The 22071-nt window shown below is 72.8% G+C and carries 17 protein-coding genes; 9 read left to right on the plus strand and 8 right to left on the minus strand.

All coding sequences use genetic code 11. The annotated features are described in order from the left end of the window. Positions 1 to 25: 25 nt before the first annotated feature. From VFZ92_RS38715 to VFZ92_RS38735, 5 genes are read right to left on the minus strand one after another with little or no spacing between them, the layout of a single operon-like run. Entirely contained in the window at positions 26 to 883 is an 858-nt protein-coding gene (locus VFZ92_RS38715) for an amidohydrolase family protein (RefSeq protein ID WP_414720110.1), read from the minus strand. Further along, positions 883 to 1842 carry an aldo/keto reductase gene (locus tag VFZ92_RS38720; protein ID WP_330882440.1) on the minus strand — a complete coding sequence of 320 codons (960 nt, stop codon included), beginning with the start codon at positions 1840 to 1842 and terminating at the stop codon, positions 883 to 885. The genes VFZ92_RS38715 and VFZ92_RS38720 overlap by 1 nt, the downstream gene beginning before the upstream one ends. Before the next feature lie 11 nt (positions 1843 to 1853). Continuing rightward, positions 1854 to 2606 (minus strand): SDR family oxidoreductase, encoded by a 753-nt coding sequence (locus VFZ92_RS38725; protein WP_330882442.1) that lies wholly within the window; start codon positions 2604 to 2606, stop codon positions 1854 to 1856. Next, complete coding sequence (locus VFZ92_RS38730) at positions 2603 to 3913, minus strand: enolase C-terminal domain-like protein (protein WP_330882444.1); 1311 nt, start codon at positions 3911 to 3913, stop codon at positions 2603 to 2605. Before VFZ92_RS38730 ends, VFZ92_RS38725 begins: the two co-directional genes overlap by 4 nt. A gap of 2 nt (positions 3914 to 3915) precedes the next feature. Continuing rightward, entirely contained in the window at positions 3916 to 4767 is an 852-nt protein-coding gene (locus VFZ92_RS38735; protein ID WP_330882446.1) for a fumarylacetoacetate hydrolase family protein, read from the minus strand. Between the two features lie 220 nt (positions 4768 to 4987). Here VFZ92_RS38735 and VFZ92_RS38740 point away from each other — a divergent pair, with 220 nt between their 5' ends. Beyond that, positions 4988 to 8326, plus strand: a complete 3339-nt coding sequence (locus VFZ92_RS38740; RefSeq protein WP_330882448.1) for a S8 family peptidase — start codon at positions 4988 to 4990, stop codon at positions 8324 to 8326. 74 nt (positions 8327 to 8400) lie between these two features. Further along, entirely contained in the window at positions 8401 to 9342 is a 942-nt protein-coding gene (locus tag VFZ92_RS38745) for an N-acetylglucosamine kinase (protein WP_330882450.1), read from the plus strand. A 4-nt stretch (positions 9343 to 9346) separates the two neighbouring features. On the opposite strand, the gene VFZ92_RS38750 is transcribed toward VFZ92_RS38745, so the two are convergent. Then, positions 9347 to 9985 (minus strand): DUF3159 domain-containing protein, encoded by a 639-nt coding sequence (locus VFZ92_RS38750; RefSeq protein WP_330882452.1) that lies wholly within the window; start codon positions 9983 to 9985, stop codon positions 9347 to 9349. 135 nt (positions 9986 to 10120) lie between these two features. Between VFZ92_RS38750 and VFZ92_RS38755 the strand changes: the two genes are divergently transcribed. Genes VFZ92_RS38755 through VFZ92_RS38780 form a run of 6 tightly spaced genes read left to right on the plus strand, consistent with a single transcriptional unit; the run spans position 10121 to position 16958 of the window. After that, entirely contained in the window at positions 10121 to 11365 is a 1245-nt protein-coding gene (locus VFZ92_RS38755) for an ROK family transcriptional regulator (protein ID WP_330882454.1), read from the plus strand. A gap of 17 nt (positions 11366 to 11382) precedes the next feature. Then, positions 11383 to 12723 (plus strand): ABC transporter substrate-binding protein, encoded by a 1341-nt coding sequence (locus VFZ92_RS38760; protein WP_330882456.1) that lies wholly within the window; start codon positions 11383 to 11385, stop codon positions 12721 to 12723. 10 nt (positions 12724 to 12733) lie between these two features. Continuing rightward, positions 12734 to 13732 carry a sugar ABC transporter permease gene (locus VFZ92_RS38765; protein ID WP_330882458.1) on the plus strand — a complete coding sequence of 333 codons (999 nt, stop codon included), beginning with the start codon at positions 12734 to 12736 and terminating at the stop codon, positions 13730 to 13732. Beyond that, on the plus strand, positions 13732 to 14625 hold the full coding sequence (locus tag VFZ92_RS38770; RefSeq protein WP_330882461.1) for a carbohydrate ABC transporter permease: 894 nt from the start codon (positions 13732 to 13734) through the stop codon (positions 14623 to 14625). The genes VFZ92_RS38765 and VFZ92_RS38770 overlap by 1 nt, the downstream gene beginning before the upstream one ends. Then, the gene (locus VFZ92_RS38775; protein WP_330882463.1) at positions 14622 to 15893 is read left to right on the plus strand and encodes a 6-phospho-beta-glucosidase; all 1272 of its coding nucleotides are present in this window, start codon (positions 14622 to 14624) and stop codon (positions 15891 to 15893) included. Before VFZ92_RS38770 ends, VFZ92_RS38775 begins: the two co-directional genes overlap by 4 nt. A gap of 51 nt (positions 15894 to 15944) precedes the next feature. Then, a complete protein-coding gene (locus tag VFZ92_RS38780; protein ID WP_330882465.1) occupies positions 15945 to 16958 on the plus strand; it encodes an N-acetylglucosamine kinase in 1014 nt (337 codons plus the stop codon). 130 nt (positions 16959 to 17088) lie between these two features. On the opposite strand, the gene VFZ92_RS38785 is transcribed toward VFZ92_RS38780, so the two are convergent. Next, complete coding sequence (locus VFZ92_RS38785; RefSeq protein WP_330882467.1) at positions 17089 to 17514, minus strand: hypothetical protein; 426 nt, start codon at positions 17512 to 17514, stop codon at positions 17089 to 17091. 286 nt (positions 17515 to 17800) lie between these two features. Between VFZ92_RS38785 and VFZ92_RS38790 the strand changes: the two genes are divergently transcribed. Further along, positions 17801 to 18568 (plus strand): SGNH/GDSL hydrolase family protein, encoded by a 768-nt coding sequence (locus VFZ92_RS38790; protein ID WP_330882469.1) that lies wholly within the window; start codon positions 17801 to 17803, stop codon positions 18566 to 18568. 644 nt (positions 18569 to 19212) lie between these two features. On the opposite strand, the gene VFZ92_RS38795 is transcribed toward VFZ92_RS38790, so the two are convergent. Beyond that, a complete protein-coding gene (locus tag VFZ92_RS38795) occupies positions 19213 to 22029 on the minus strand; it encodes an AfsR/SARP family transcriptional regulator (protein WP_330882471.1) in 2817 nt (938 codons plus the stop codon). Positions 22030 to 22071 lie beyond the last annotated feature (42 nt).

Here is a 22071-nt window from a genome sequence, read left to right on the forward strand (position 1 = left end):
GGGCCCGCCCCCCCACGACCCCGCGTCAGCCGGTCCCGTCCTGCGGTGCCAAGCCGTAGACCCCGGTCGCGGTGCCCGCGAAGACCATCGCGCGCTCGGCCCCCGACAGCTCGCCGGTCAGCTCCCGCGCCGCCGCCACGACGTCGGCGTACTCCGCCGCCAGCAGGCACACCGGCCAGTCCGACCCGAACATCAGCCGCTCCGGCCCGAACGCGTCCAGCACGACCTCGAAGCACGGCCGCAGGTCGTCCACCGTCCACCGGGCCCAGTCGGCCTCCGTGACCAGCCCGGACACCTTGCACGTCACGTTGTCGTGCGCCGCGAGCGACCTGATCGGCTCGATCCAGCCCTCCAGGTCGCCGGACGCGATCGGCGGCTTCGAGCAGTGGTCCACCACGAACCGCACGTCCGGCAGCGCGGCGGCGGTCCGCCGCGCCGCGGTGAGCTGGCCCGGCAGCGTCAGCAGCTCGTACACCAACCCGGCCCGGCCCACGGCGGCCAGCCCGCGCCGGACGTCCCCGCGGCACAACCACTCCGGGTCCGGCTCGCCCTGCACCTGGTGCCGGACGCCCCGCAGCCACGACCCGCCGCGCGCCTCCGCCAGCCCGGCGAGGGCGTCCGCCACGTCCGGCGCGGTCAGGTCCGTCCAGCCGACCACCGCGCCGACCAGCTCGGAGTCCTCGGCGACGGCCAGGAGCTCCGGCGTCTCCTCCGGCACGGTGACGGTCTGCACCAGCACCGTCCGCGTGACGCCGGAGGCCTTCGCCCGCTCGTCGAGGTCGGCCACGCCGAAGCTGCGGCGCAGGACCCCCATCGGCGGATCGGTGATCCACCCCTGGTCCCGCACGTCCAGGTCCCACAGGTGGTGGTGCGCGTCGACGATCACGGAACCGGCACCTCCGCGCCGAGCAGCCCCTCGTCCCGCAACGACGTCCACAGCTCGGCCGGGATCGGCGCGGCGAAGCTCGCCGCGTTCGACCGCATCTGCTCCGCCGTCCGCGCCCCGATCACGACGCTCGCGACGGCCGGGTGCCCGAGCGCGAACCGGATCGCCACCCGCGGCAGCGCGACCCCGTGCCCGTCGCACACCGCGGCGATCCTCCGGGCCCGGTCCAGCACCTCGGCGGGCGCGTCGGCGTAGTCGTACTTGGCGCCGTCGGGCACCGAGGGGCGCGACAGCAGGCCGGAGTTGAAGACGCCCGCGGCCACCACGGGCACCCCGCGCTCCAGGCACAGCGGCAGGAACTCCGGCAGCGCGGTCTGCTCCAGCAGCGTGTACCGGCCCGCCAGCATCACCACGTCGACGTCGGTCTCGCGGATGAACCGGGCGGGCATCCGCCACTGGTTCATGCCGACCCCGATCGCCCCGACCACACCCTGCTCGCGCAGCTCGACCAGCGCGGGCACCCCCTCGCGGGACGCCTGCTCCCAGTGGTCGTCCGGGTCGTGCAGGTACACGACGTCGACGTGGTCGGTGCCCAGCCGCTCCAGCGACGACTCCAGCGACCGCCGCACGCCGTCCGCGCTGAAGTCCCACACCCGCCGGGACGTCGCGGGCACGGCGAACCCCTCGGCCAGGTCGTCGCCGCCGCCGTCGAACGGCTCCAGCAGCCGCCCGACCTTGGTGGAGACCACGTACTCCGACCGCGGCCGACCGGCGAGGGCCTCGCCGAGCCGCCGTTCGGACAGCCCGAGCCCGTAGTGCGGGGCGGTGTCGAAGTACCGGACCCCGCTGTCCCACGCCGCGTCCACGGCCGCGTGCGCCTGGTCGTCGGAGACCTCGCGGTACAGGTTGCCGATCGGTGCGGCACCGAACCCCAAGCGCGACAACGAAACCTTCACGGTGAACTCCTTCAGGGCGTGGGCCTCAGCCGCAGTCCGTGCATGCCGCCGTCGACGGCGAGGATCGTGCCCGTCGTCGACCCCGACAGCGGCGAGGCCAGGTACGCCACGGCACCGGCGACCTCGTCGGCCGACACGAGCCGACCGTGCGGCTGGCGGGCCTCCAGCGAGGCGCGCTCGGCGTCCGGGTCCGGCGCGGCGTCGAGCAGCCGCCCGATCCACGGGGTGTCGGCGGTGCCGGGGGCGACCGCGTTGACCCGGATGCCCTCGCGCACGTGGTCCGCGGCCATGGCCAGCGTCAACGCGTGCACCGCGCCCTTGCTGGCCGAGTACAGCGCGCGCTGCGGCAGCCCGGCCCACGCCGCGACGGAGCAGGTGTTCACGATCGCCGCGGACGGCGACTCGCGCAGGTGCGGCAGCGCCGCCCGCGACACCCTGACCATGCCGAGCACGTTCACGTCGAGCACCCTGCGCCACTCGTCGTCGGAGTTCGCCGCCACGTCGCCCTGCGCGCCGATGCCCGCGTTGTTCACCACGACGTCGATGCGGCCGAACTCCTCGACGACGGCGGCCACGGCGGCCCGCACGCCCTCGTCGTCGGTCACGTCCGCGGTGAGGCCGAGCAGCGGGGCCCCGACGCCGTCGGCGTCGAGGTCCAGGCAGGCCACCCGCGCGCCGCGCGAGGCGAGCAGCGTCGCGGTCGCCAGGCCGATCCCGGACGCGCCACCGGTCACCACGGCGACCAGGTCGGTGAAGTCGGTCATGACGCCTCCGTTGCCAGGGCCGTCCACACCGGACCGTCGGGGTAGCGGTAGGCGGCCAGCGTCTCGTCCTTGAGCCGTGCGGAGAACCCCGGCAGGGTCGGTGCGAGGTACCGGCCGTCGCGCACCACGGCCGGGTCCAGGAAGTGGTCGTGCAGGTGGTCGACCCACTCGATCACGCGGTCGTCCATCGTCCCGGACACCGCCGCGTAGTCGAACATCGACAGGTGCCTGACCAGTTCGCACAGCCCGACCCCGCCCGCGTGCGGGCACACCGGGACGCCGAACTTCTTGGCCAGCAGCAGGATCGCGACGTTCTCGTTCACGCCCGCGACCCGGCACGCGTCGAGCTGGAGCACGTCGAGCGCTCCGGCCTGGAGCAGTTGCTTGAACACCACGCGGTTCTGCACGTGCTCGCCGGTCGCGACCTTGATCGGCGCGACCGCCCGAGCGACGGCCCGGTGGCCGAGGACGTCGTCCGGCGAGGTCGGCTCCTCGATCCAGTACGGGTCGTACGGCGCCAGCTCGCGCATCCAGTCGACGGCCGTGCCGACGTCCCAGCGCTGGTTGGCGTCGACCGCGACGCGGACGTCCGGGCCGACGACCTCGCGGGCGAGCTTCATCCGCCGCACGTCGTCGCCGAGGTCGCCGCCGACCTTGAGCTTGATCATCGAGAAGCCGTCGGCGACGGCCTGCCTGGCCAGCCCGGCCAGCTTGTCGTCGGAGTACCCGAGCCAGCCGGGCGAGGTCGTGTAGGCCGGGTAGCCGTCGCGCTCCAGCAGCGCGATCCGCTCGTCCCGCCCCTCCTGACCGGCGCGGAGCAGCTCCAGCGCCTCGGCGGGCGTGAGCGCGTCGGAGAGGTAGCGGAAGTCGACCAGCCCGACGACCTCCTCCGGCGTCATCGCCGCCAGGAACCGCCACAGCGGCAGTCCGGCCCGGCGCGAGGCCAGGTCCCACGCGGCGTTGACCACCGCGCCGACGGCCATGTGCACGACGCCCTTCTCCGGGCCGAGCCAGCGCAGCTGCGAGTCGCCGATCAGCTCGGCGGACAGGGCGGCGAGCGCGGCGGCGTCCTCGGGGACGGGCCTGCCGACGACGTGCGGGGCGAGCGCGCGGATCGCGGCGGCCTGCACGTCGTTGCCCCGGCCGATCGTGAACGCGAGGCCGTAGCCGTCCGGGCCGTCGTCGGTGCGCAGCACCACGTAGGCGGCCGAGTAGTCCGGGTCCGGGTTCATCGCGTCCGAGCCGTCCAGCTCGCGGGAGGTCGGGAACCGGATGTCGAGCACGTCGAGCCCGACGACGGCGGCCATGCTCAGGCCTGCCCGAACGTTTGCTTCTGCCTGCCCAGTCCCTCGATCTCCAGCTCCACCACGTCGCCCTCCCGCAGGTACGGCTTCGGGTCCGGCTGGCCGAGCGCCACGCCCGCGGGCGTGCCGGTGTTGATGAGGTCACCCGGTCGAAGGACCATGAACCGGCTCAGGTAGCGCACGACCTCGGCCACCGGGAAGATCATGTTCTTGGTGGAGGAGTCCTGCCTCGGCTCGCCGTTCACCCACAGCCGCAGGTCCAGCCGCTGGGGGTCGGCGACCTCGTCGGCGGGCACGAGGAAGGGGCCGAGCGGGTTGAACGTCTCGCAGTTCTTGCCCTTGTCCCACGTGCCGCCGCGCTCGATCTGGAACTCCCGCTCGGACACGTCGTGCGACAGCACGTACCCGGCGACGCAGGCCAGCGCGTCGGCGTCGGACTCCACGTACCGCGCGGTCCGGCCGATCACGACGCCCAGCTCGACCTCCCAGTCGGTCTTGACCGACCCGCGCGGGATGAGCACCTCGTCGTACGGGCCCACGATCGTGTCGGCCGTCTTGAGGAACACGACGGGTTCGGCGGGGATGGCCGCGCCGGTCTCCTCCGCGTGGTCGCGGTAGTTGAGGCCGATGCAGACCACCTTGCCGGGGGCCGCGATCGGCGGCCCGACGCGCAGGCCCGCCTCGTCCAGCACGGGCAGCTCACCCGCCGCCAGCGCGGCCCTCGTGGCGCCGACGCCACCCGCTTCGAGGAACCGGCCGTCGACGTCCGCGGTGAGCGGCGCGAGGTCGTACGTGCTGCCGTCGTGGCGGACCGCGGGACGTTCGGATCCCGGTTCTCCGAGACGCAAGAACTGCACGGCTGTTCCTCCTCGTCGTGACGCAATACATCGGATGTATAGCTCGCAGGGACGGTTCCCGTCTAGACCAGAGCGGCGAAGTCGTCCGATGAATGGTCCTCCAGCACGGTCACCTGCACAGGACCAGAGGCCCATCAACCCCCCGTTGGGAGGAACACCGTGCGACTGAAGGCCGGAGCGGTGCCCTCCAGTCCGCCCCGCCGCCTGACGAAGGAAGGTCATGAACAACCACCGGACCCCCCGGTCCGCCGGAGCGCTCGCGACCTCGGCGCTGCTGGTGGCGGCCCTCCTGCACACCACGCAGGTCGCGTCGGCCGCCCCACCGGCCCCGACGGCCGTGTCCGTGCCCGCCGCCACGGGCGAACCCCGGCCGGGGGGCACGTCCGAGCAGGTCGGCGGGTCGCTGACCACCGCGACGGGCACCGTGACCGCGTTCGTCGAGCTGACCGAGGCCCCGGCGGTCGACACCTCCAACGCCGCCAGGGCCAGGGGTGAGAGCGGCGAGCAGGCGGGCACCGCCGCGAAGGAGGCGAGGCGGCGCAGCGACGCCGCCGCCGACCGTGTCGTCGACGTGCTCCGCGGCCGGGACGCGGCGGCGAAGCGGGTCGCCAGGACGTCCAACGCCGTCTCCGGCGTGGTCGTCACGGCCGACGCCGCCGAGATCCGCGAGCTGGTCGCCCTTCCCGAGGTGAGGTCCGTCAGGCTGACCGTGCCGAAGGTCGTGCAGAACTCCGCCGCCGTCCAGCTCACCGGGGCGCTGGAGGTGTGGCGGCGGACCGGCCGCCTCGGCGACGGCGTGCGCATCGGCGTGATCGACACCGGCATCGACTACACGCACGCCGACTTCGGCGGTCCCGGCACCGTCGAGGCCTACGACGCGGTCGACCGCACGACCGTGGTCCCCGGCGTCTTCCCCACCGCGAAGGTGGTGGGCGGCAAGGACTTCGCGGGCGACGACTACGACGCCCGCGATCCGGAGAAGTCCACGCCGAAGCCGGACGGCAACCCGCTCGACTGCGGCAGCCACGGCACCCACGTCGCGGGCACGGCCGCGGGCTACGGCGAGAACGCCGACGGCTCCACGTTCACCGGCGACTACGCGGCGCTCGACGCCGACGCGCTCGCCACGATGAAGATCGGGCCCGGCACCGCACCGAGGGCGTCCCTCTACGCGCTGAAGGTCTTCGGCTGCGAGGGCAGCACGAACCTCACCACGGAGGCGATGGACTGGTCGCTCGACCCGAACGGCGACGGCGACTTCTCCGACCACCTCGACGTGCTCAACATGTCGCTCGGCAGCGACTACACCAGCCAGGACGACCCGGACTCCCTGTTCGTCCGCAAGGTCACCCAGGCGGGCGTGCTGGTCGTCGCCTCGGCGGGCAACGGCGGCGACTTCTACGACGTGGGCGGCTCGCCCGCCAACACCCCGGAAGCGCTGGCCGTGGCGAACACGAGGGACGCCTTCGCGGTCTTCGACGGGATCGAGGTGGCCGGTGCCACCCGGCCCGGCCAGTACAGCCAGAACTTCACCGGCTACGACGCGCTCGACCTGACCGCCGAGACCGTCGCGCCGACCGACCCGGCCAACACCGACGGCTGCGACCCGTTCTCCGACGCCGACAGGGCGGTCGTGGCGGGCAGGGTCGCCTGGCTGGAGTGGGACGACGACGAGTCGACCCGCGAGTGCGGCTCGGCGGTGCGCACCGACAACGCGCACGCCGCGGGCGCGACCGGTGTCGTCCTGACCTCCAGCCGCGACAACTTCGTCGCGAGCATCGCGGGCAACGAGGAGATCCCGGTCTTCCAGCTGACCAGCACCGCGACCGACGCGGTGCGGCCCGCGCTCGCGGACGGCACCCCGCGGGTGCGGATGACCGGCGCGCTGCGCGACAACGTGCCCACCACCACCCCGAAGCTCGCGGACACCATCACCCCGACCTCGTCCAGGGGCTCGCGCGGGGCGACGGCGGCCAAGCCGGACGTCGCGGCACCCGGCGACACGATCCTGTCGGCGGACGTCGGCACCGGCTCGGGCGCGGTGAGCAAGGGCGGCACCTCCATGTCGGCCCCGCACGTCTCGGGCATCGCGGCGATGGTCCGCGAGGCCCACCCGGACTGGTCGCCGGAGGAGGTCAAGGCCGCGGTGGTGAACACCGCGGGCGCGACCGTGACGTCCGGCGACGACAACACGACGGGCACCACCGAGGCCCCCATGCGGGTCGGCGCGGGCCGGGTCGACGCCCGCGCGGCCCTCGACACCGAGGTGCTGGCCATGGTCGAGGACGACCCCGGCTCGGTCGGCGTGTCCTTCGGCCCGGTGGAGGTGGGCGGCCCGGTCGCGCTGACCAAGACGGTGAAGGTCGTCAACAAGAGCACCCGGCCCCGCACCGCGCGGATCTCCTACCGGGCGACGACGTCCGTCCCCGGCGTCGCCGTCGAGGTCTCGACTCCGCTGGTGCTGCTCAAGCCGCTCGACGTGGCCCGCGTCGGGGTGACCCTGCGCGTCGCCGACCCGACCGAGCTGCGCAGGACCGCCGACCCGACCCTGGTGAGGGAGCAGGCCGACCAGGCCCGGCAGTACCTGGCGGAGGCGTCCGGGGTCCTGCTCGTCGACCCCGCCGCGAGCTCCACGACCCTGCGCGTCCCGGTCTACGCGGCCCCCAAGCCCGTGGCCGACCTCACCGACGCGGTCGCGTTCACCGGTGACCAGGGCGTCCTGACCACCAGCGGTCGTGGTCTCGACCAGGGCGAGGCCGACCTCGCCTACCGCTCGCTGCTCAGCGCCTTCGAGCTCCAGGGCACCAGCGAGCAGATGCCCGACTGCGGGACCGACCGGAAGACCGACTGCGCCGTCAACGCGACCGCCAGGGGCGGTGACCTCCGCTACGTGGGCGCCGCCTCCACCGCGCCCCTGGCGAGGGAGCAGGGCACGTCCGCCGACGCTCTGCTCGCGTTCGGCGTCGCCACGTGGGGGAACTGGACCACGCTCGGCAGCGGCAACACCCCGGAGGTCTCGATCGACACGACCGGCGACGGCGAGGCCGACTTCACCACGTCGGTCGCCAAGCCCGAGGACTCCGCCGGGAACGTCACGGCGGACGTGTGGCTGGCGCGCACGCGGTCCGCCGACGGGACCGTTGTGGACGAACAGCCGGTCAACGGCCAGTACGGCGACGTCGACACCAACGTCATGGACTCGAACGTCGTGGTGCTGCCGGTGGCGCTGACCGCGCTGGGCATCGACCCCGCCGGGGCGTCGCACCGCATCAGCTACACCGTGGGCACCGACGGCGACTACCCCGCGCCGGACAGCGAGGACGGTTTCGTCGACCGCATCGCCACCCCGATGTCGTTCGACCCGCTCAAGCCGGGCCTGTGGTTCCGGGGCAGCGGGGCCGCGGCGCTGTCCTACGAGGTCGGTGACGGCACCGCGCTGGCCGTCACCCGCGACCCCGCCGCGCTGGCCGCCGACGGGGCGGACGCGCTGCTGGTCCTCCAGCACCACAACGCGACCGGCGAGCGCGCCCGGCCGCTGAAGGTCACCGACGGCGACTGACCACTCCGGATCGTGGGCCCGGCGTACCCGGTTGGGTGTGCCGGGCCCGTCCCGTTCTGGGCATACTCGGTCGAATGGGCTTCGTGGTGGGACTGGACGCCGGCGGCACCTCGACCAGGGCGGTCGTGCTGGACCTGGACGGCACGAGGCTCGGAGCGGGTGTGGCGGGCGGCGCGAACCCCAACTCCCACCCGCCCGCGAGGGCCGCCGCCCAGGTCCGCGACGCGCTGCGCGCCGCGCTGGACGGCCTGGACGTCCGCAAGGTCAGGTCCGGGGTGCTGGGCATGGCGGGCTCCAGCAAGCTGACGGACCCGGCGGTGGCCACCCTCTTCGAGGAGGCGTGGACGGGCGCGGGCCTGCGGTGCCCGATGCGCGTGGTGAGCGACAGCGAGGCGGCGTTCGCGGCGGGCTCGGCCTCCCCGGACGGCACGGTGCTGGTGGCGGGCACCGGCTCGATCGCGGCCAGGATCGTCGGTCACCGGATGGAGCGGACCAGCGGCGGCTACGGCTGGCTGCTGGGCGACGAGGGCTCGGCGTTCTGGATGGGCCGCTCGGCGGTCCGGGACACGCTGGGCCAGCTGGAGACCGACGAGCCGCTGTCGGCGCTGGCGGAGGCCGTGCTGGGCATGTCTCTGGTGGAGACCACCGACCGGCGCCGCATGTGGTCGAGGCTGATCACCGTGGTGAACGGCGCCCCGCCGATCGGCCTGGCGAGGTACGCGCCCCTGGTCAGCGCCATGGCGGCCGACCACGACCCGCACGCGCGGGAGATCGTGGAGGCGGCGGCGGGCCACCTGGCGGACACCGCGATGGCCGCGAGGAACCCCGGCGAGACCACGCCGATCGTGCTGGTGGGCAGCCTGGTGGGTCCGTCGAGCCCGGTCGGCGACCGCCTGCGGGCCATGCTCAGGACGCGGTCGGGGGCGACGGTGCGGGTCGCGACCGAGGGTGCGGCGGGCGCGGCGTGGCTGGCCGCGGTCGCCCTGCTGGGCCCGACGGCGCCCAGGCCGGTCTGACCGGTCAGTCCTCGACCCTGGGGTGCCGCAGCCCTGGGTGGTCCTCCGGCAGCGCCCGGCGCAGCAGCCACCACGACGCGGCCAGGCACACCGCCTGCAACGGCCAGGTCAGCGCGGCGCGGGCGATCCCGAGGGCCACGACCTGCCCGGTCAGCCACAGCGATCCGAAGACGACGACGCGGAGCACGTACTGCCCGACCCAGGCCCAGCTGGCGATCCCGTAGGCCCGCAGCAGGTCGGGGTCCTTCCGCCACCGGGTCCGCTGGCCGACCACGATCCCGACGACGACGCCGAGCAGCGGCCACCGCACCACGATGCTCGCGGCCCACAGCAAGGCGCTCGCCACGTTGGACAGCAGTTGGACGAGGAAGAAGTCCTCGGCCCGACCGGTGTAGAGCGCGACCAGCGCGGCGACCACGACCATCAGCACGCTCACGACGGCGGCGCGGGGGCGTTCGCCCCGAGCCAGCCGGACGGCCCCCACCAGCACGCCGCACAGCACGGCGGCCCAGGCCCCGACGACCACGGACTGCCCGGCGACCAGCCAACCGACCACGAAGGCGACGGGCGGGAGCGAGGCGTCCACCGCCCCGCCGCGGCCTCCGAGCAGTTCGGCCAGCGACTCCTGACGGGTCTCGGTCATGGCTCCAGCTTGCCTTAGGCAAACCTTACCCAGGTAACGGACCCGCATCAGCGTTCGGCAAGAGCATTGACGAATGTGACGCCCCTTACTACGGTTGCCCGAAATCGTCTGGAAAGTTAACAGACAGGAGAACCGATGCGAGCCGGAAGCCCACGACTGCTGCGCGAGATCAACGACCGCGCCGCCATCGAGGCGCTGCTCCGCAACGGCCCCCTCACCAGAGCCGAGCTGGAAGGGCTGATCGGGCTCTCCAAGCCCGCGACCGCGCAGCTGCTGACCCGGCTGGAGGAGTCGAACACCGTCCTGCGCAACGGTTTGCGCGGCGGCGGCCGGGGTCCGAGGGCCCAGCTCTGGTCGGTCAACGGCGCCCTGGCGCACGTGGCCGCGGTGGACCTGACGCCGGACGACGTCGACGTCGCCATCGCCGACATCTCCGGCGCGCTGCTCACCGAGCACAGCGCGCCGATGCCGAAGGCGGGCAAGGCCGAGGTGCTGGAGGCCTTCCACAGCGCCATCAGCAAGGCCACGGGCCAGGCGGGACTCACCCCGGACGCGCTCCACCACGTCGTGGTGGGCAGCCCCGGCGCGGTGGACCCGGCCACCGGCAAGCTCGCCTACGCGCCGCACATGCCGGGCTGGGGCGGGTTCGACCTGCCGGCCGAGCTGCACGCCCTGCTGGGCACCACGGTGACCGTCGAGAACGACGTCAACCTCGTGGCCGTGGAGGAGATGATCGCGGGCCGGGCCACCGAGGTCCGCGACTTCGTCCTCATCTGGCCCGCCGACGCGGTGGGTGCCGCGGTCGTCGTCAACGGCGTCCTGCTGCGCGGCGCCACGGGCGGCGCGGGCGAGATCGACGGCCTCCAGATCCCCGACCGGGCCGTGGCGGAGACCGGCACGGACCGCTCCGGCGGCACCTTCGGCGAACTCATGGACAACGGCGCGCTGGTCCGCCTGGCCCGCGCCCACGGCGTGGCGGCCCGCACCGGCGAGGGCGCGGTCCGCAAGGCCCTCAGCTCAGGCCCCGCGGGCCGCGAGTTCCTGGTCGACCTGGCCCGCCGCATCGCCACCGGCGTCGCGGGCGTGATCAGCGTCCTGGACCCCGAACTCGTCCTCCTCTCCGGCGACGTCGCCCAGGCGGGCGGCACGACCCTCGTCGACCTCGTCTCGGCGGAGATCCGCCGACTGGTGGTGCCCCGCACCCCCGTCCAGCTCGCGCTGGTCACCGGGAAGCCGGTGCGCTCCGGCGCACTGCACACGGCTCTCTCGGTCGCCAGGGAACAGGTGTTCGGCCTACCCGCCGCCACGACCGAACCCTTCCGAGGACAGCACCACGGCGCCGCCGCCGCCGTGGACTTCGCCCACCCCACCCACCGTTGATCTCCCCAGGAGGGCCAATGCGCACCAAGCCAGGCCGTTCGCGGCTCCGCTTCCGGTCAGCTCTTGCCGTCGCCGCGGCAGGCGCCGTGGCCGCCGCGTGCACCGCGGGCGGCGGCGCCGCTTCCGGTCCCGCCGAGGCACCCGGCGCGGACCAGGCGGTGACGGTCCAGGTCTGGAGCAACTTCTCCGACCGCGAGCTGGGGATCCTCAAGGAAGCGCTGGACAAGTACCACGGCAAGCACACGAACATCACCATCGAGAACCAGGGCAGCCAGGACGACGACAAGATCACCCAGTCGATCCGCAGCGGCAACCCGCCGGACGTGGCGATCTCGTTCACCACGGACAACATCGGCCAGTTCGCGTCCAGCGGCGCGTGGCAGGACCTCAAGCCCTACATCGAGCGCGACGAGTACGACCTGGACGACATCCCGCAGGCGGTGCGCGACTACACCGAGTACGACGGGAAGCGCGTCGCGCTGCCGATGCTGGCCGACGTCTACGGCCTGTACTACAACAAGGACCTGCTCGCCGCGGCCGGTCTGACGGCCCCGCCGAAGACCACGGCCGAGCTGCTGGACTACGCGAAGAGGACGACCGTCAAGAACCCCGACGGCTCCATCGCGGTCGCGGGTTTCCTGCCGCAGATGGGTTTCTACGCGTTCAAGCCGCAGATCGTGGCGACCATGTTCGACGCGAAGTGGATCGACAAGGACGGCAGGTCCATCCTCGGCCAGGACCAGGGCTGGAAGGACATGTTCACCTGGCAGAAGGAGCTCATCGACTTCTACGGCTGGGAGAACCTCCAGAAGTTCACCGCCGGCCTCGGCCAGGAGTACAGCGCCGACAACGGCTTCCACGCGGGCAAGGTCGCGATGGCGATCGACGGCGAGTACCGCACGGCGTTCATCGCGGACCAGACCCCCGCGCTGAACTACGGCACGGCGACGATCCCGACGTCGAAGCCCGAGAACCACGGCGGCGGCTACACGACCGGCACGATCATCGGCATCCCGAAGGGCGCCAAGAACCCCGGTGCCGCGTGGGACCTGGTCAAGTTCCTGACCTCGGACACCGACGCGCTGGTCGGCCTGGCCAACGGCCTGCACAACGTGCCGAGCACCAAGACGTCGCTGAGCAGCCCGGACCTGAAGCTGGGCGAGACGTTCAAGCCGTTCCTGGACGCCTTCCAGAACGAGAACCTGACGTCCAACCCCGCCAGCACCATCGGCGACCAGTACCTCAAGATCGTGTCGGACTTCAGCGAGTCCTGGCAGTCCGGCTCGGTCCCCGACCTCGGTGCGGGCCTGACGACGCTGGACAAGCAGATCGACGACGCCAAGGCACTCGGCAAGTGAGGTCGGCACCGTGACCGCGACCCTGCCCGGCCGGACGGCGGAGCCCGCGACCTCCCGTCCCGCCCCCGCTCGGGGGCGGGCGGGGGTCCGCGCCCGCAACCGCAAGTGGGTGATCCTCTTCCTGGCGCCGTGGGCCATCGGCGTCTCGGTGTTCTTCATCTACCCGCTGCTGGCCACCGCCTACTTCTCGCTGACCAACTACAACGGGCTCGACACGGCCGACTTCGTCGGCTTCCGCAACTTCGTCTACCTGTTCACCGGCGACCCGGTGGTCAAGACAGCGGCGGCGAACACGCTGTGGCTCGTCGTGGTGATCACGACGCTGCGGGTGGCGTTCGGGCTCGGCGTCGCGTCGATCCTGGCGCGCGTCACCACCGGCAACAGCCTGCTCCGCACCCTCTGCTACCTGCCGTCGCTGGTCCCGCCGGTCGCGGCCACGCTGACGTTCGTCTTCGTGTTCAACCCCGGCACCGGCCCGGTGAACACCGTGCTCGGCTGGTTCGGCGTCGACGGTCCGCTGTGGTTCAACGACCCGGCCACGTCGAAGCCCGCGCTGACGCTGCTCACGCTGTGGGGCTCGGGTGAGATCATGATCATCATCCTGGCCGCGATCCTGGACGTGCCCAAGGAGCTGTACGAGGCCGCGCAGCTCGACGGCGCGGGCCCGGTCATGCGGTTCCGCAAGATCACCCTGCCGACGATCGCGCCCGTGCTGCTGTTCGGGGTGGTCAACTCGGTGATCTTCGCCCTCCAGTACTTCACCCAGGCCGTCGTCGCCGGGTCGGTGGCGTCGGGTTCGGCGGGCATGGTCGGCAACAGCCAGGTCATGGGGTACCCCAACAACTCGACGCTGACGTTCCCGATCTGGCTCTACCAGCAGGGCTTCCGGGCCTACCACATGGGTTACGCGTCGGCGATGGCCGTGGTGCTGTTCATCGTGTCCTTCGCCTTCACCGCGATCCTCATCCGCCAGCTGCGCGCCGCGAACTCCGAGGAGGCGAGGAGCTGATGACCGCTCTGCTCAGCGAACCCCGCGAGGTCGCGCCCGCGCCGCGGGTACCCAAGCGGCGCAGGAACAAGGTCCAGGTCCTGAACTGGATCGCGGTGCACAGCATCGCGCTCGTCATGGGCGTGGTCTTCACCGTGCCGCTGCTGTTCGTGTTCCTCACGTCGGTGATGTCCGACCAGCAGGCCCTCACGGCGAACACGTGGCCGACCGAGTGGCACTTCGACAACTTCGCGTCGGTGTTCGAGCGGGCGCCGATGCTGAGCTACCTCGGCAACTCGCTGGTGTACTCGGGGGTCGCGACGCTCGGGATGCTGGTCTCCAGCATCCCGGCGGCGTACGCCATGGCGCGCTTCAGGTTCCGCGGCAGCGGCGCCGCGTTCATGCTCCTGATCGCCGCCATGATGCTGCCGCCGCAGGTCGTCGCCGTCCCGCTGTACAGCATGTGGGCGGGCGTGGGCCTGACCGGCACGCTGTGGCCGCTGATCGTGCCCTACCTGGTCGGCGACGCGTTCAGCATCTTCCTGCTGCGCCAGTTCTTCCTGACCATCCCGGAGGACTACCTCGACGCCGCCAGGATCGACGGCTGCAACGAGTTCCAGATCCTCTACCGCGTCCTGCTGCCCATGACCAGGCCGGGCATCGCCGCCGCGTCGCTGTTCACGTTCCTCTACACGTGGAACGACTACTTCGGCCCGCTGCTCTACGTCGGCGAGCGCCAGGACAGCTGGCCGCTGTCCATCGCGCTCGCGTCGTTCCGCGGCATGCACCGGACGACCCAGTGGAACCTCACGATGGCCGCGACCGTCCTGGTCCTGGTCCCGGTCCTGGTGCTGTTCCTCTTCGCGCAGAAGTCGTTCGTGCGGGGAATCACCTTCACAGGAGTCAAAGGATGAAGCTCACCGTTGTCGGAGGCGGTTCGACCTACACGCCGGAGCTGATCGACGGCATCGCAGGCCGCCGCACCAGCCTGGACGTGGACGAGATCGTCCTGGTCGACCCGGACGCGCACCGCCTGTCGGTCATCGGCCCGTTCGCCCAGCGGCTGCTGGCGCACGCGGGCCACCCGGCCAGGATCACCACCACCGCGAACCTGGAGGAGGGTGTCGACGGTGCCGCCGCCGTGCTGCTGCAACTGCGCGTCGGCGGCCAGGCGGCGCGGCGGACCGACGAGACGTTCCCGCTGACCTGCGGCTGCGTCGGCCAGGAGACCACCGGGGCAGGCGGGCTCGCGAAGGCGTTGCGGACCGTGCCGGTGGTGCTGGACATCGCGGACCGGGTGCGGGCCGTCGCCGGGCCGGACACGTGGATCGTCAACTTCACCAACCCCGTCGGCATCGTGACGCGGGCGCTCCAGCAGGCGGGCCACCGGGCCGTGGGGCTGTGCAACGTGGCCATCGGGTTCCAGCGGTGGGCCGCCTCGGTGCTGGGGGTCGAGGCGGACGCCGTGGAGCTGGGCCACGTCGGGCTCAACCACCTGACGTGGGAGCGGAGCGTGGTCGTCGACGGCGTCGACCGGCTGCCGGAGCTGCTGGGCGAGCACGGCGACGCGCTGGCGGAGCACATGCGGCTGCCGCTGCCGCTGATGCGGCGCATCGGCGCCGTGCCGTCGTACTACCTCAACTACTTCTACAACCACGACGAGGTCGTGGAGAAGCAGCGGGTGGAGGTGCCGCGCGCGGACACCGTGGCGGCGGTGGAGGAGGAGCTGATGGACATCTACGCGGACCCCGCGGTGGTGACCAAGCCCGAGCAGCTCGCCCAGCGCGGCGGTGCCTTCTACTCGGAGGCGGCGGTGCAGCTCGTGCACTCCCTCACCGGGGGCACCGGCGCGGAGCGGCACGTGGTGAACGTGCGCAACGACGGCACGCTGCCGTTCCTGCCGGACGACGCCGTGGTGGAGGTGCCCGCCGCGGTCACCTCGGACGGTGCGGTGCCGCTGCCGGTGGAGCCGGTGGAACCGCTGTTCTCCGGGTTGATCGCGAACGTGACGGGGTACGAGTACCTGGCGCTGGAGGCGGCCGTCCACGGCGGTCGGGAGCGGGTGGCGAACGCGCTGCTCGCCCACCCGCTGATCGGGCAGTACGCCACCGCGGAACGGCTGGCCGACGAGTTGGTCGCGCAGAACCAGGACTTCCTGCCGTGGGCGAGGAACTCCTCCTGACCGGAGCCGACCGCCCTTGATCGACCACAGGTGTACGAGGAGCCAGAACGCATGACCGACCGGGTGCTCGCCATCGACGGCGGGAACAGCAAGACAGCCGTGTTGCTGGTCGACGCGGACGGGCAGGTGCTCGCGCAGGTGCGCGGGCCGGGTGCCTCTCCGCAGAACGTCGGCCTGCGGCGCAGCCTGGAGGTGTTCGACGGGCTCGTCCGCGAGGCGGCCCGGCAGGCAGGGCTGTCCCCGGACGAACGGGTGGCGAGGCACACCGCGGCCTACCTCGCCGGGGCCGACCTGCCGCGCGAGGAGCAGGAGCTGACGGCGGAGGTCGAGCGGCACGGCTGGTCGGAGACGTCGGTCGTCGGCAACGACACGTTCGCGCTGCTGCGGGCGGGCACCACCGACGGCATCGGCGTCGCCGTGGTGTGCGGCGCGGGCATCAACTGCGTCGGCGTCGCCGAGGACGGTCGCACGCACCGCTTCCCCGCGCTGGGCCGGATCTCCGGCGACTGGGGCGGTGGCGGCCACATCGGCAGCGAGGCGCTGTGGCTGGCCGTGCGGGCGGAGGACGGCAGGGGGGCGTCCACCGCGCTGCTGCCCGCCGTGGTCGCGCACTTCGGCACGACGACCGCCGCGGAGGCCGTGGAGCGGATCCACTTCGGCGAGGCGGAGGCGGACGAGCACGCGCTGTGCCAGGTGCTGTTCGACGTGGCCGCCTCCGGTGACCGGGTGGCGCAGGAGGTCGTGGAGCGGCTGGTCGAGGAGGTCAGCGTGCTCGCCGAGGTGTCCCTGCGGCGGCTCGACCTGCTGGCCGAGCCGGTGGACGTCGTGCTCGGCGGCGGTGTGCTGACCGGCACGGGTGACGTCGTCGTCGGCGCGGTGCGCGAGCGCCTGGCCCGGTCGGCGCCGCTGGCCCGCATCCGCGTGGTCGACCTGCCGCCGGTCGTGGGAGCCGCGCTGCTGGGCCTCGACGCCATCGGCACGAGCCCGGCCGCCGAGCTGCGGCTGCGCTCGGCGTACGCCGACCTGCCCGTCGAACCGGCGCTCGACGCCGTGGCGGGCGGCTGATCCCGGCCGGGGCACCGGCCCCCAGAACACCGGCGCGGGGGAGATGATCGGCGGCGGCGCTCCCCCGCGCCGGCCCAGACCCCGGTGCGGAGGAGTTGATCGGCGGCGGCGCTCCTCCGCACCGGGCCTTTCAGGTGCCGATCGACACCGAGGACGACGGCGGCCCGACGATCGAGCTGGCCGCGACCTCCGGGATCGACGGCAGGGTGGGCGGTTCCGGCGTGGGCGTGACCCCGACCGCGCTGCTCGCCGCGGGGGTGGGCTCGGCCGAGGACGACTCGACGGCCGACGACTCCGCCACCGCTGACGGCCGGGCCGTCGTGGACGCCTTCGACGGGCGCGGGGTCGTGGTCTGCACCCGGCCCTCGAAGTCCATCGGGGGCAGGTCGCCGCCGCTCTGGCGGACCTCGGGGTCGCCGCTGCTGCTCGGGTCCGCGCCGCCGCTCTCGCCGCGGGGGTGCTCCGCGGACGCTCCGAGCCACAGGCCGAACGCGAGCCCCGTGAACACGGCGACGGCCCCGACGGAGATGACGGGCAGGGGTGGACGAACAGGCAAGACCTCTCCAGGCGCGATCGGTGTGCGGAACGGCAAATCCTAGGGTGTGAATTGCGATAAACCGCCCAATGCGCGCATCCCTCCCTCGAAAGAGTGATCAAGGGACACGACCGCACCACGAACTCGGGTGCGCGGGAATCCATTCCCGACCAATTGGGTTTACCTTTGCGCGGATCGCGAACTACGGTTCCATCACCTCGGTAGCGCGGTCGCACGGGCCGGGGGCATGCTGTTCGCGCGACCTTGGAGGGGATCTGGGCCGGTCGCGCAGAGGGAGGGATCGCAGGTGCAGGAATTGAGCAGCTTCGTCGCGCTCGGGGACAGCTTCACCGAGGGCATGGACGACCCCGGCCCCGACGGTCACTTCATGGGGTGGGCCGACCGGTTCGCGGCGCTGATCTCCACCCACCACAGCGGTTTGCGCTACGCCAACCTCGCCATCCGCGGCAAGACGCTGCACGAGATCGTCGAGGAGCAGTTGCCGCTGGCCACGGCGTTGAAGCCGAACCTCGTCGCGTTCTGCGCGGGTGGCAACGACATCCTCACCCCCGGCACGGACCCGGACGCGCTGGCCGAGGTCTACGAGATCGCCGTCGCCGACCTGCGCGCCGCGGGCAGCGAGGTCATCGTCTTCACCGGCTTCGACACCAAGACCACCCCGCTGCTGCGCTCGCTGCGCGGCAAGATCGCCATCTACAACACCCACCTGTGGTCGGTCGCGGACCGCTACCACTGCCACGTCGTCGACCTGTGGGCGATGTCCGTCCTGCACGACCCGAGGGCGTGGAGCGAGGACCGCCTCCACCTGTCCCCGGAGGGCCACCGCCGTGTGGCGTTGCGCACCGCCGAAGTGCTCGGCTACAAGACCGAAGAGGCGTGGGACACACCGTGGCCGCCTTCGGAGGAGTCCCGCTGGATGACGCAGCGCCGCCGCGACCTGAAATGGGCGCGCGAACACGTCGTGCCGTTCGTGGGCAGGCTCGTCAGGGGCGAGTCCGCCGGCGACGGCCTGGCCCCGAAACGCCCCGAGTTGCTCCCGGTGTGCGCGGACTAGGAAATTCCAAGATCGATTCAAATTCTGTGTCGGTACCGCGTTGTAGCGTTCGATGTCGGGGGCCTCGCACGCAGGGGGACCCCCGATTTCGCGCGACGACCGGCTGTTCCGAACCGCGGCGGCCGGGTGGGGCGGCTGGCGCAGGGGGCGGCCTGGACGCGACTGGATCCGGGTGGTGCGGCTGAGCTGGCCACCAGACCCGCCGCGGGTCACCAGGAGCGGATCACCGGGCCGAGCGGGCCAGGCCTGACCGGGACACCGACCGGACCACCGAGGCCGACCGGACCAGGAGCGACCGGGGACACCGAACGGACCACCGGGCCAAGCGGGCCAAGCGAGCCAGGACCGAGGAGAACACCCACCGGACCACCCGGACCGCCGGGCCGAGCGGCCCGGTCGGGCCGTTCACGCGGTGGAGGCGGGCGGGTGGTCGTCACGCGCGGCACGAACCGCCGCGGGACCACCGGAGTCGGCTGGATGCGGCACCGGTCGGCCGGCACTCTCCCCCGAATGCCGGCCGACCGGTTGGGTGGCGCCCCCCTTGAGTTCCCCCCTCAAGTGCCACCCAGGCGCTGAGCAGCCGATGCTTGATCAGCGCCCACGACCAAATTGCCAGATCAGGCCCCCCGAGGGCTAAACAGCCGCTAAACCTCGGAGGTCAAGAGCTCCAGTGCCGTCCTGACCGACACCGCACGCGGTGAGCCCACCTGCTCGAAGAGCCGGAGCGACTCGGTCAGCTCGGCCTGCGCGGCGACCCGTTCGGCCCGCCTGGCGAGGACCGCGCCGAGCACCTGCCGCCCGAACGCCTCCTCGAACGGCATGGCGCCCGAGTGGGCGAGTTCGACGCCCTGCCGGGCGTACTCCTCGGCCTCGCGGAGCCGTCCCAGCTCGACGTACAGCTCCGCGAGGTTGTTCACGGCCAGCACGTAGGCGCGCTCGTCACCGGCGCGGTGGTAGATCTCCATCGCCTGGAACTGGTGGGCGGCGGCGACCTCGCGGCGGCCGAGCGACTGCTCGACCTGGGCCACGTTGTTGAGCCCGGTCGCCTGGCCGAGCACGTCGTCCTCGCGCTTGGCGAGGTCGATCGACGCCCAGTGGTGCAGCAGGGCTTCCTCGTGCTCGCCGACGGCGGCGAGCGCGTTGGCGAGCTGGCCCAGGGTGAGCACCTGGTAGCGGGGGTCGCCGAGGGCGACGGCGATCCGGTGCGCGCGCCGGGCCTCGGGTAACGACGACGCCAGCATCCCGAGCCGGGCGCTGGTGGCGTTGACGGCGTGCAGCAGCAGCATCTCGCCCAGTTCGTCGCCGCTGACCCGTGCGGAGGCCAGCCCGAAGCCGACGAGCGCGACCCACTCGCGCACGACGGTCCTGGCCAGGCAGTAGGTGTGGACCAGCCGGACGAGCTGCCAGACCTGCTGGTGCAGTCCGGCTTCCGACCCGGCGTGCACCAGCGCCACGACGTTCGGCCACTCGCGGTCGAACCAGGCCAGGGCCTCGGCGGACGTGCCGGGCCCGTCGCGCGCGGAGTCGGTGGCGAAGGCCAGCCCGTCCTTGCTGGGCCGGATGAGCCTGCGGGCGTGGTCGCACGCCGCCAGGTAGTGCCGCATGAGCGCTCTCAGCGCGGCGGTCCGCGACGCCGGGTCGCCCGCGACCTCGCGGACGAACAGCCGGACCAGGTCGTGCAGCACGAACCCGCCCGGCCACCGCTCCTCCAGCAGGTGCGCGGAAGCGAGGTCGGCCAGCCGCGACCCGGCGGTCCGCACGTCGACGTCGCAGATCGCGGCGACGGCGTGCGGGCTCACCCAGCGGCCCGGTACCAGTCCCGCCGCCCGCAGCGCGTCCGTCAGCTCCGGTGCCAGGGTGCGGTAGGAGACCTCCAGGGCGCGCCGGACGCCCACGCCCGCGTCGGGCAGGTCGAGCAGGCTCAGCCGGTTGTCGTCGTCGGAGAGCTGGGCGACCAGCTCCTCGAGCGTCCACTCCGGACTCAGCGCCAGCCTGGCCGCCGCGATGCGCAGCGCCAGCGGCAGGTACCCGCACAGCTCCACGAGCTTGCGCGCCGCCGCCGGGTCCCGTTCCGACACGGGCTCGCCGACGACCTCGTCGACCAGCCTGATCGACTCGGCGGCGCTGAGCGCCCCCACCGTCAGCATCCGGGCGCTGTTGCTGACCACGAGGCCTTCGAGCCTGCGGCGGCAGGTGATCAGCACGAGGGAGCCCGCGCCGGGCGGCAGCAGCAGCCGGACGTGGTCGGGGTCCCACGCGTCGTCCAGCACGACCAGCACGCGGCGGCGGGCCAGCAGCGAGCGGTAGAGGCCGACGCGGTCGGGCAGGTCGTCGGGCACGGCGTCCGGCGGCACGCCGAGGGCGTGCAGGAACCGGGCCAGCACCTCGGAGGGCTCGACCGGCCTGCGGTCGCCCTCGAAGCCGTGCATCGGCACGAACAGCGCCCCGCCGGGGAACAGCTCGGCGTTGCGGTGGCCCCAGGTCACGGCCAGCTCGGTCTTGCCGATGCCCGCGGCGCCGTCGACCACCGCGATCGTGGTGGCGGACGGGTCGCGCTGGGCGCACAGCCGGTCGAGCCAGCCGAGTTCGGCGGCGCGGCCGACGAACCCGCCCGCGGCGGCGGGCAGCTGCTGCGGCACGACCACGCCCGGCCGCGGTTCCACGACCCGCCGGTCGGTGCCGCCGGGGTCGCTGAGCACCGGGTCGTCGCGCAGCACCTGCTCGTGCAGCTGCCGCAGGTCGGGGCCGGGGTCGATGCCCAGCTCCTCCACGGCGCGCCGGTGGAACCGCTGGTAGGCCTCCAGCGCGTCGGCCCGCTGGCCGGAGCGGTAGAGGGCGCGCATCGAGTGCGCGACGAGCCGTTCGCGGAACGGGTGCTCGGTGACGAGCTGCCGCAGTTCCCCGACGAGTTCGAGGTGGCGGCCCAGCTCCAGCTCGGCGTCGATGCGGTCCTCGACGGCCGACATCCGCAGTTCGTCCAGGTCGGTGGTGATCGGGTTGCCCGGCACGTCGGCCAGCACCTGGCCCCGCCACAGCCCCAGGGCCTCGCGCAGCAGCCCGGCCCTCGTCGGCGCGGGCTTCCCGCGCGCCGACGAGATCAGCTGGCGGGCCCGGTGCAGGTCCAGCCGCCACGGGTCGACCGACAGCTGGTAGCCGGGCGGGCTGGTCAGGATGGCCGCCGACCCGGACGGGTCGGCCTCCTCCAGCATCTTGCGGAGCTTCGACACGTACCCGTGCACGATGGTCCTGGCGGTGGCGGGCGGGTCGTCCGCCCAGATCCGGTCGACGATCTCGTCGATCGGCACGACCCGGTTCGCCTCCAGCACCAGCATGGCGAGCAGCCCGCGCATCCCCTTGCGCCCGAGCACCAGCGCACGGCCGTCGACGAGCACCTGGAGCGGCCCGAGCACCCCGAACTCCAGTCCGGTACCGCTGCGACCGCCGTGCTCCCCCTCCGCCATGCCCACCCCCGCCCTCGGTGTTCGAAACAGTCATTGGTTCAG

Origin of the sequence: Umezawaea sp., from assembly GCF_036375055.1 — a bacterium.
Classification (GTDB): domain Bacteria; phylum Actinomycetota; class Actinomycetes; order Mycobacteriales; family Pseudonocardiaceae; genus Umezawaea.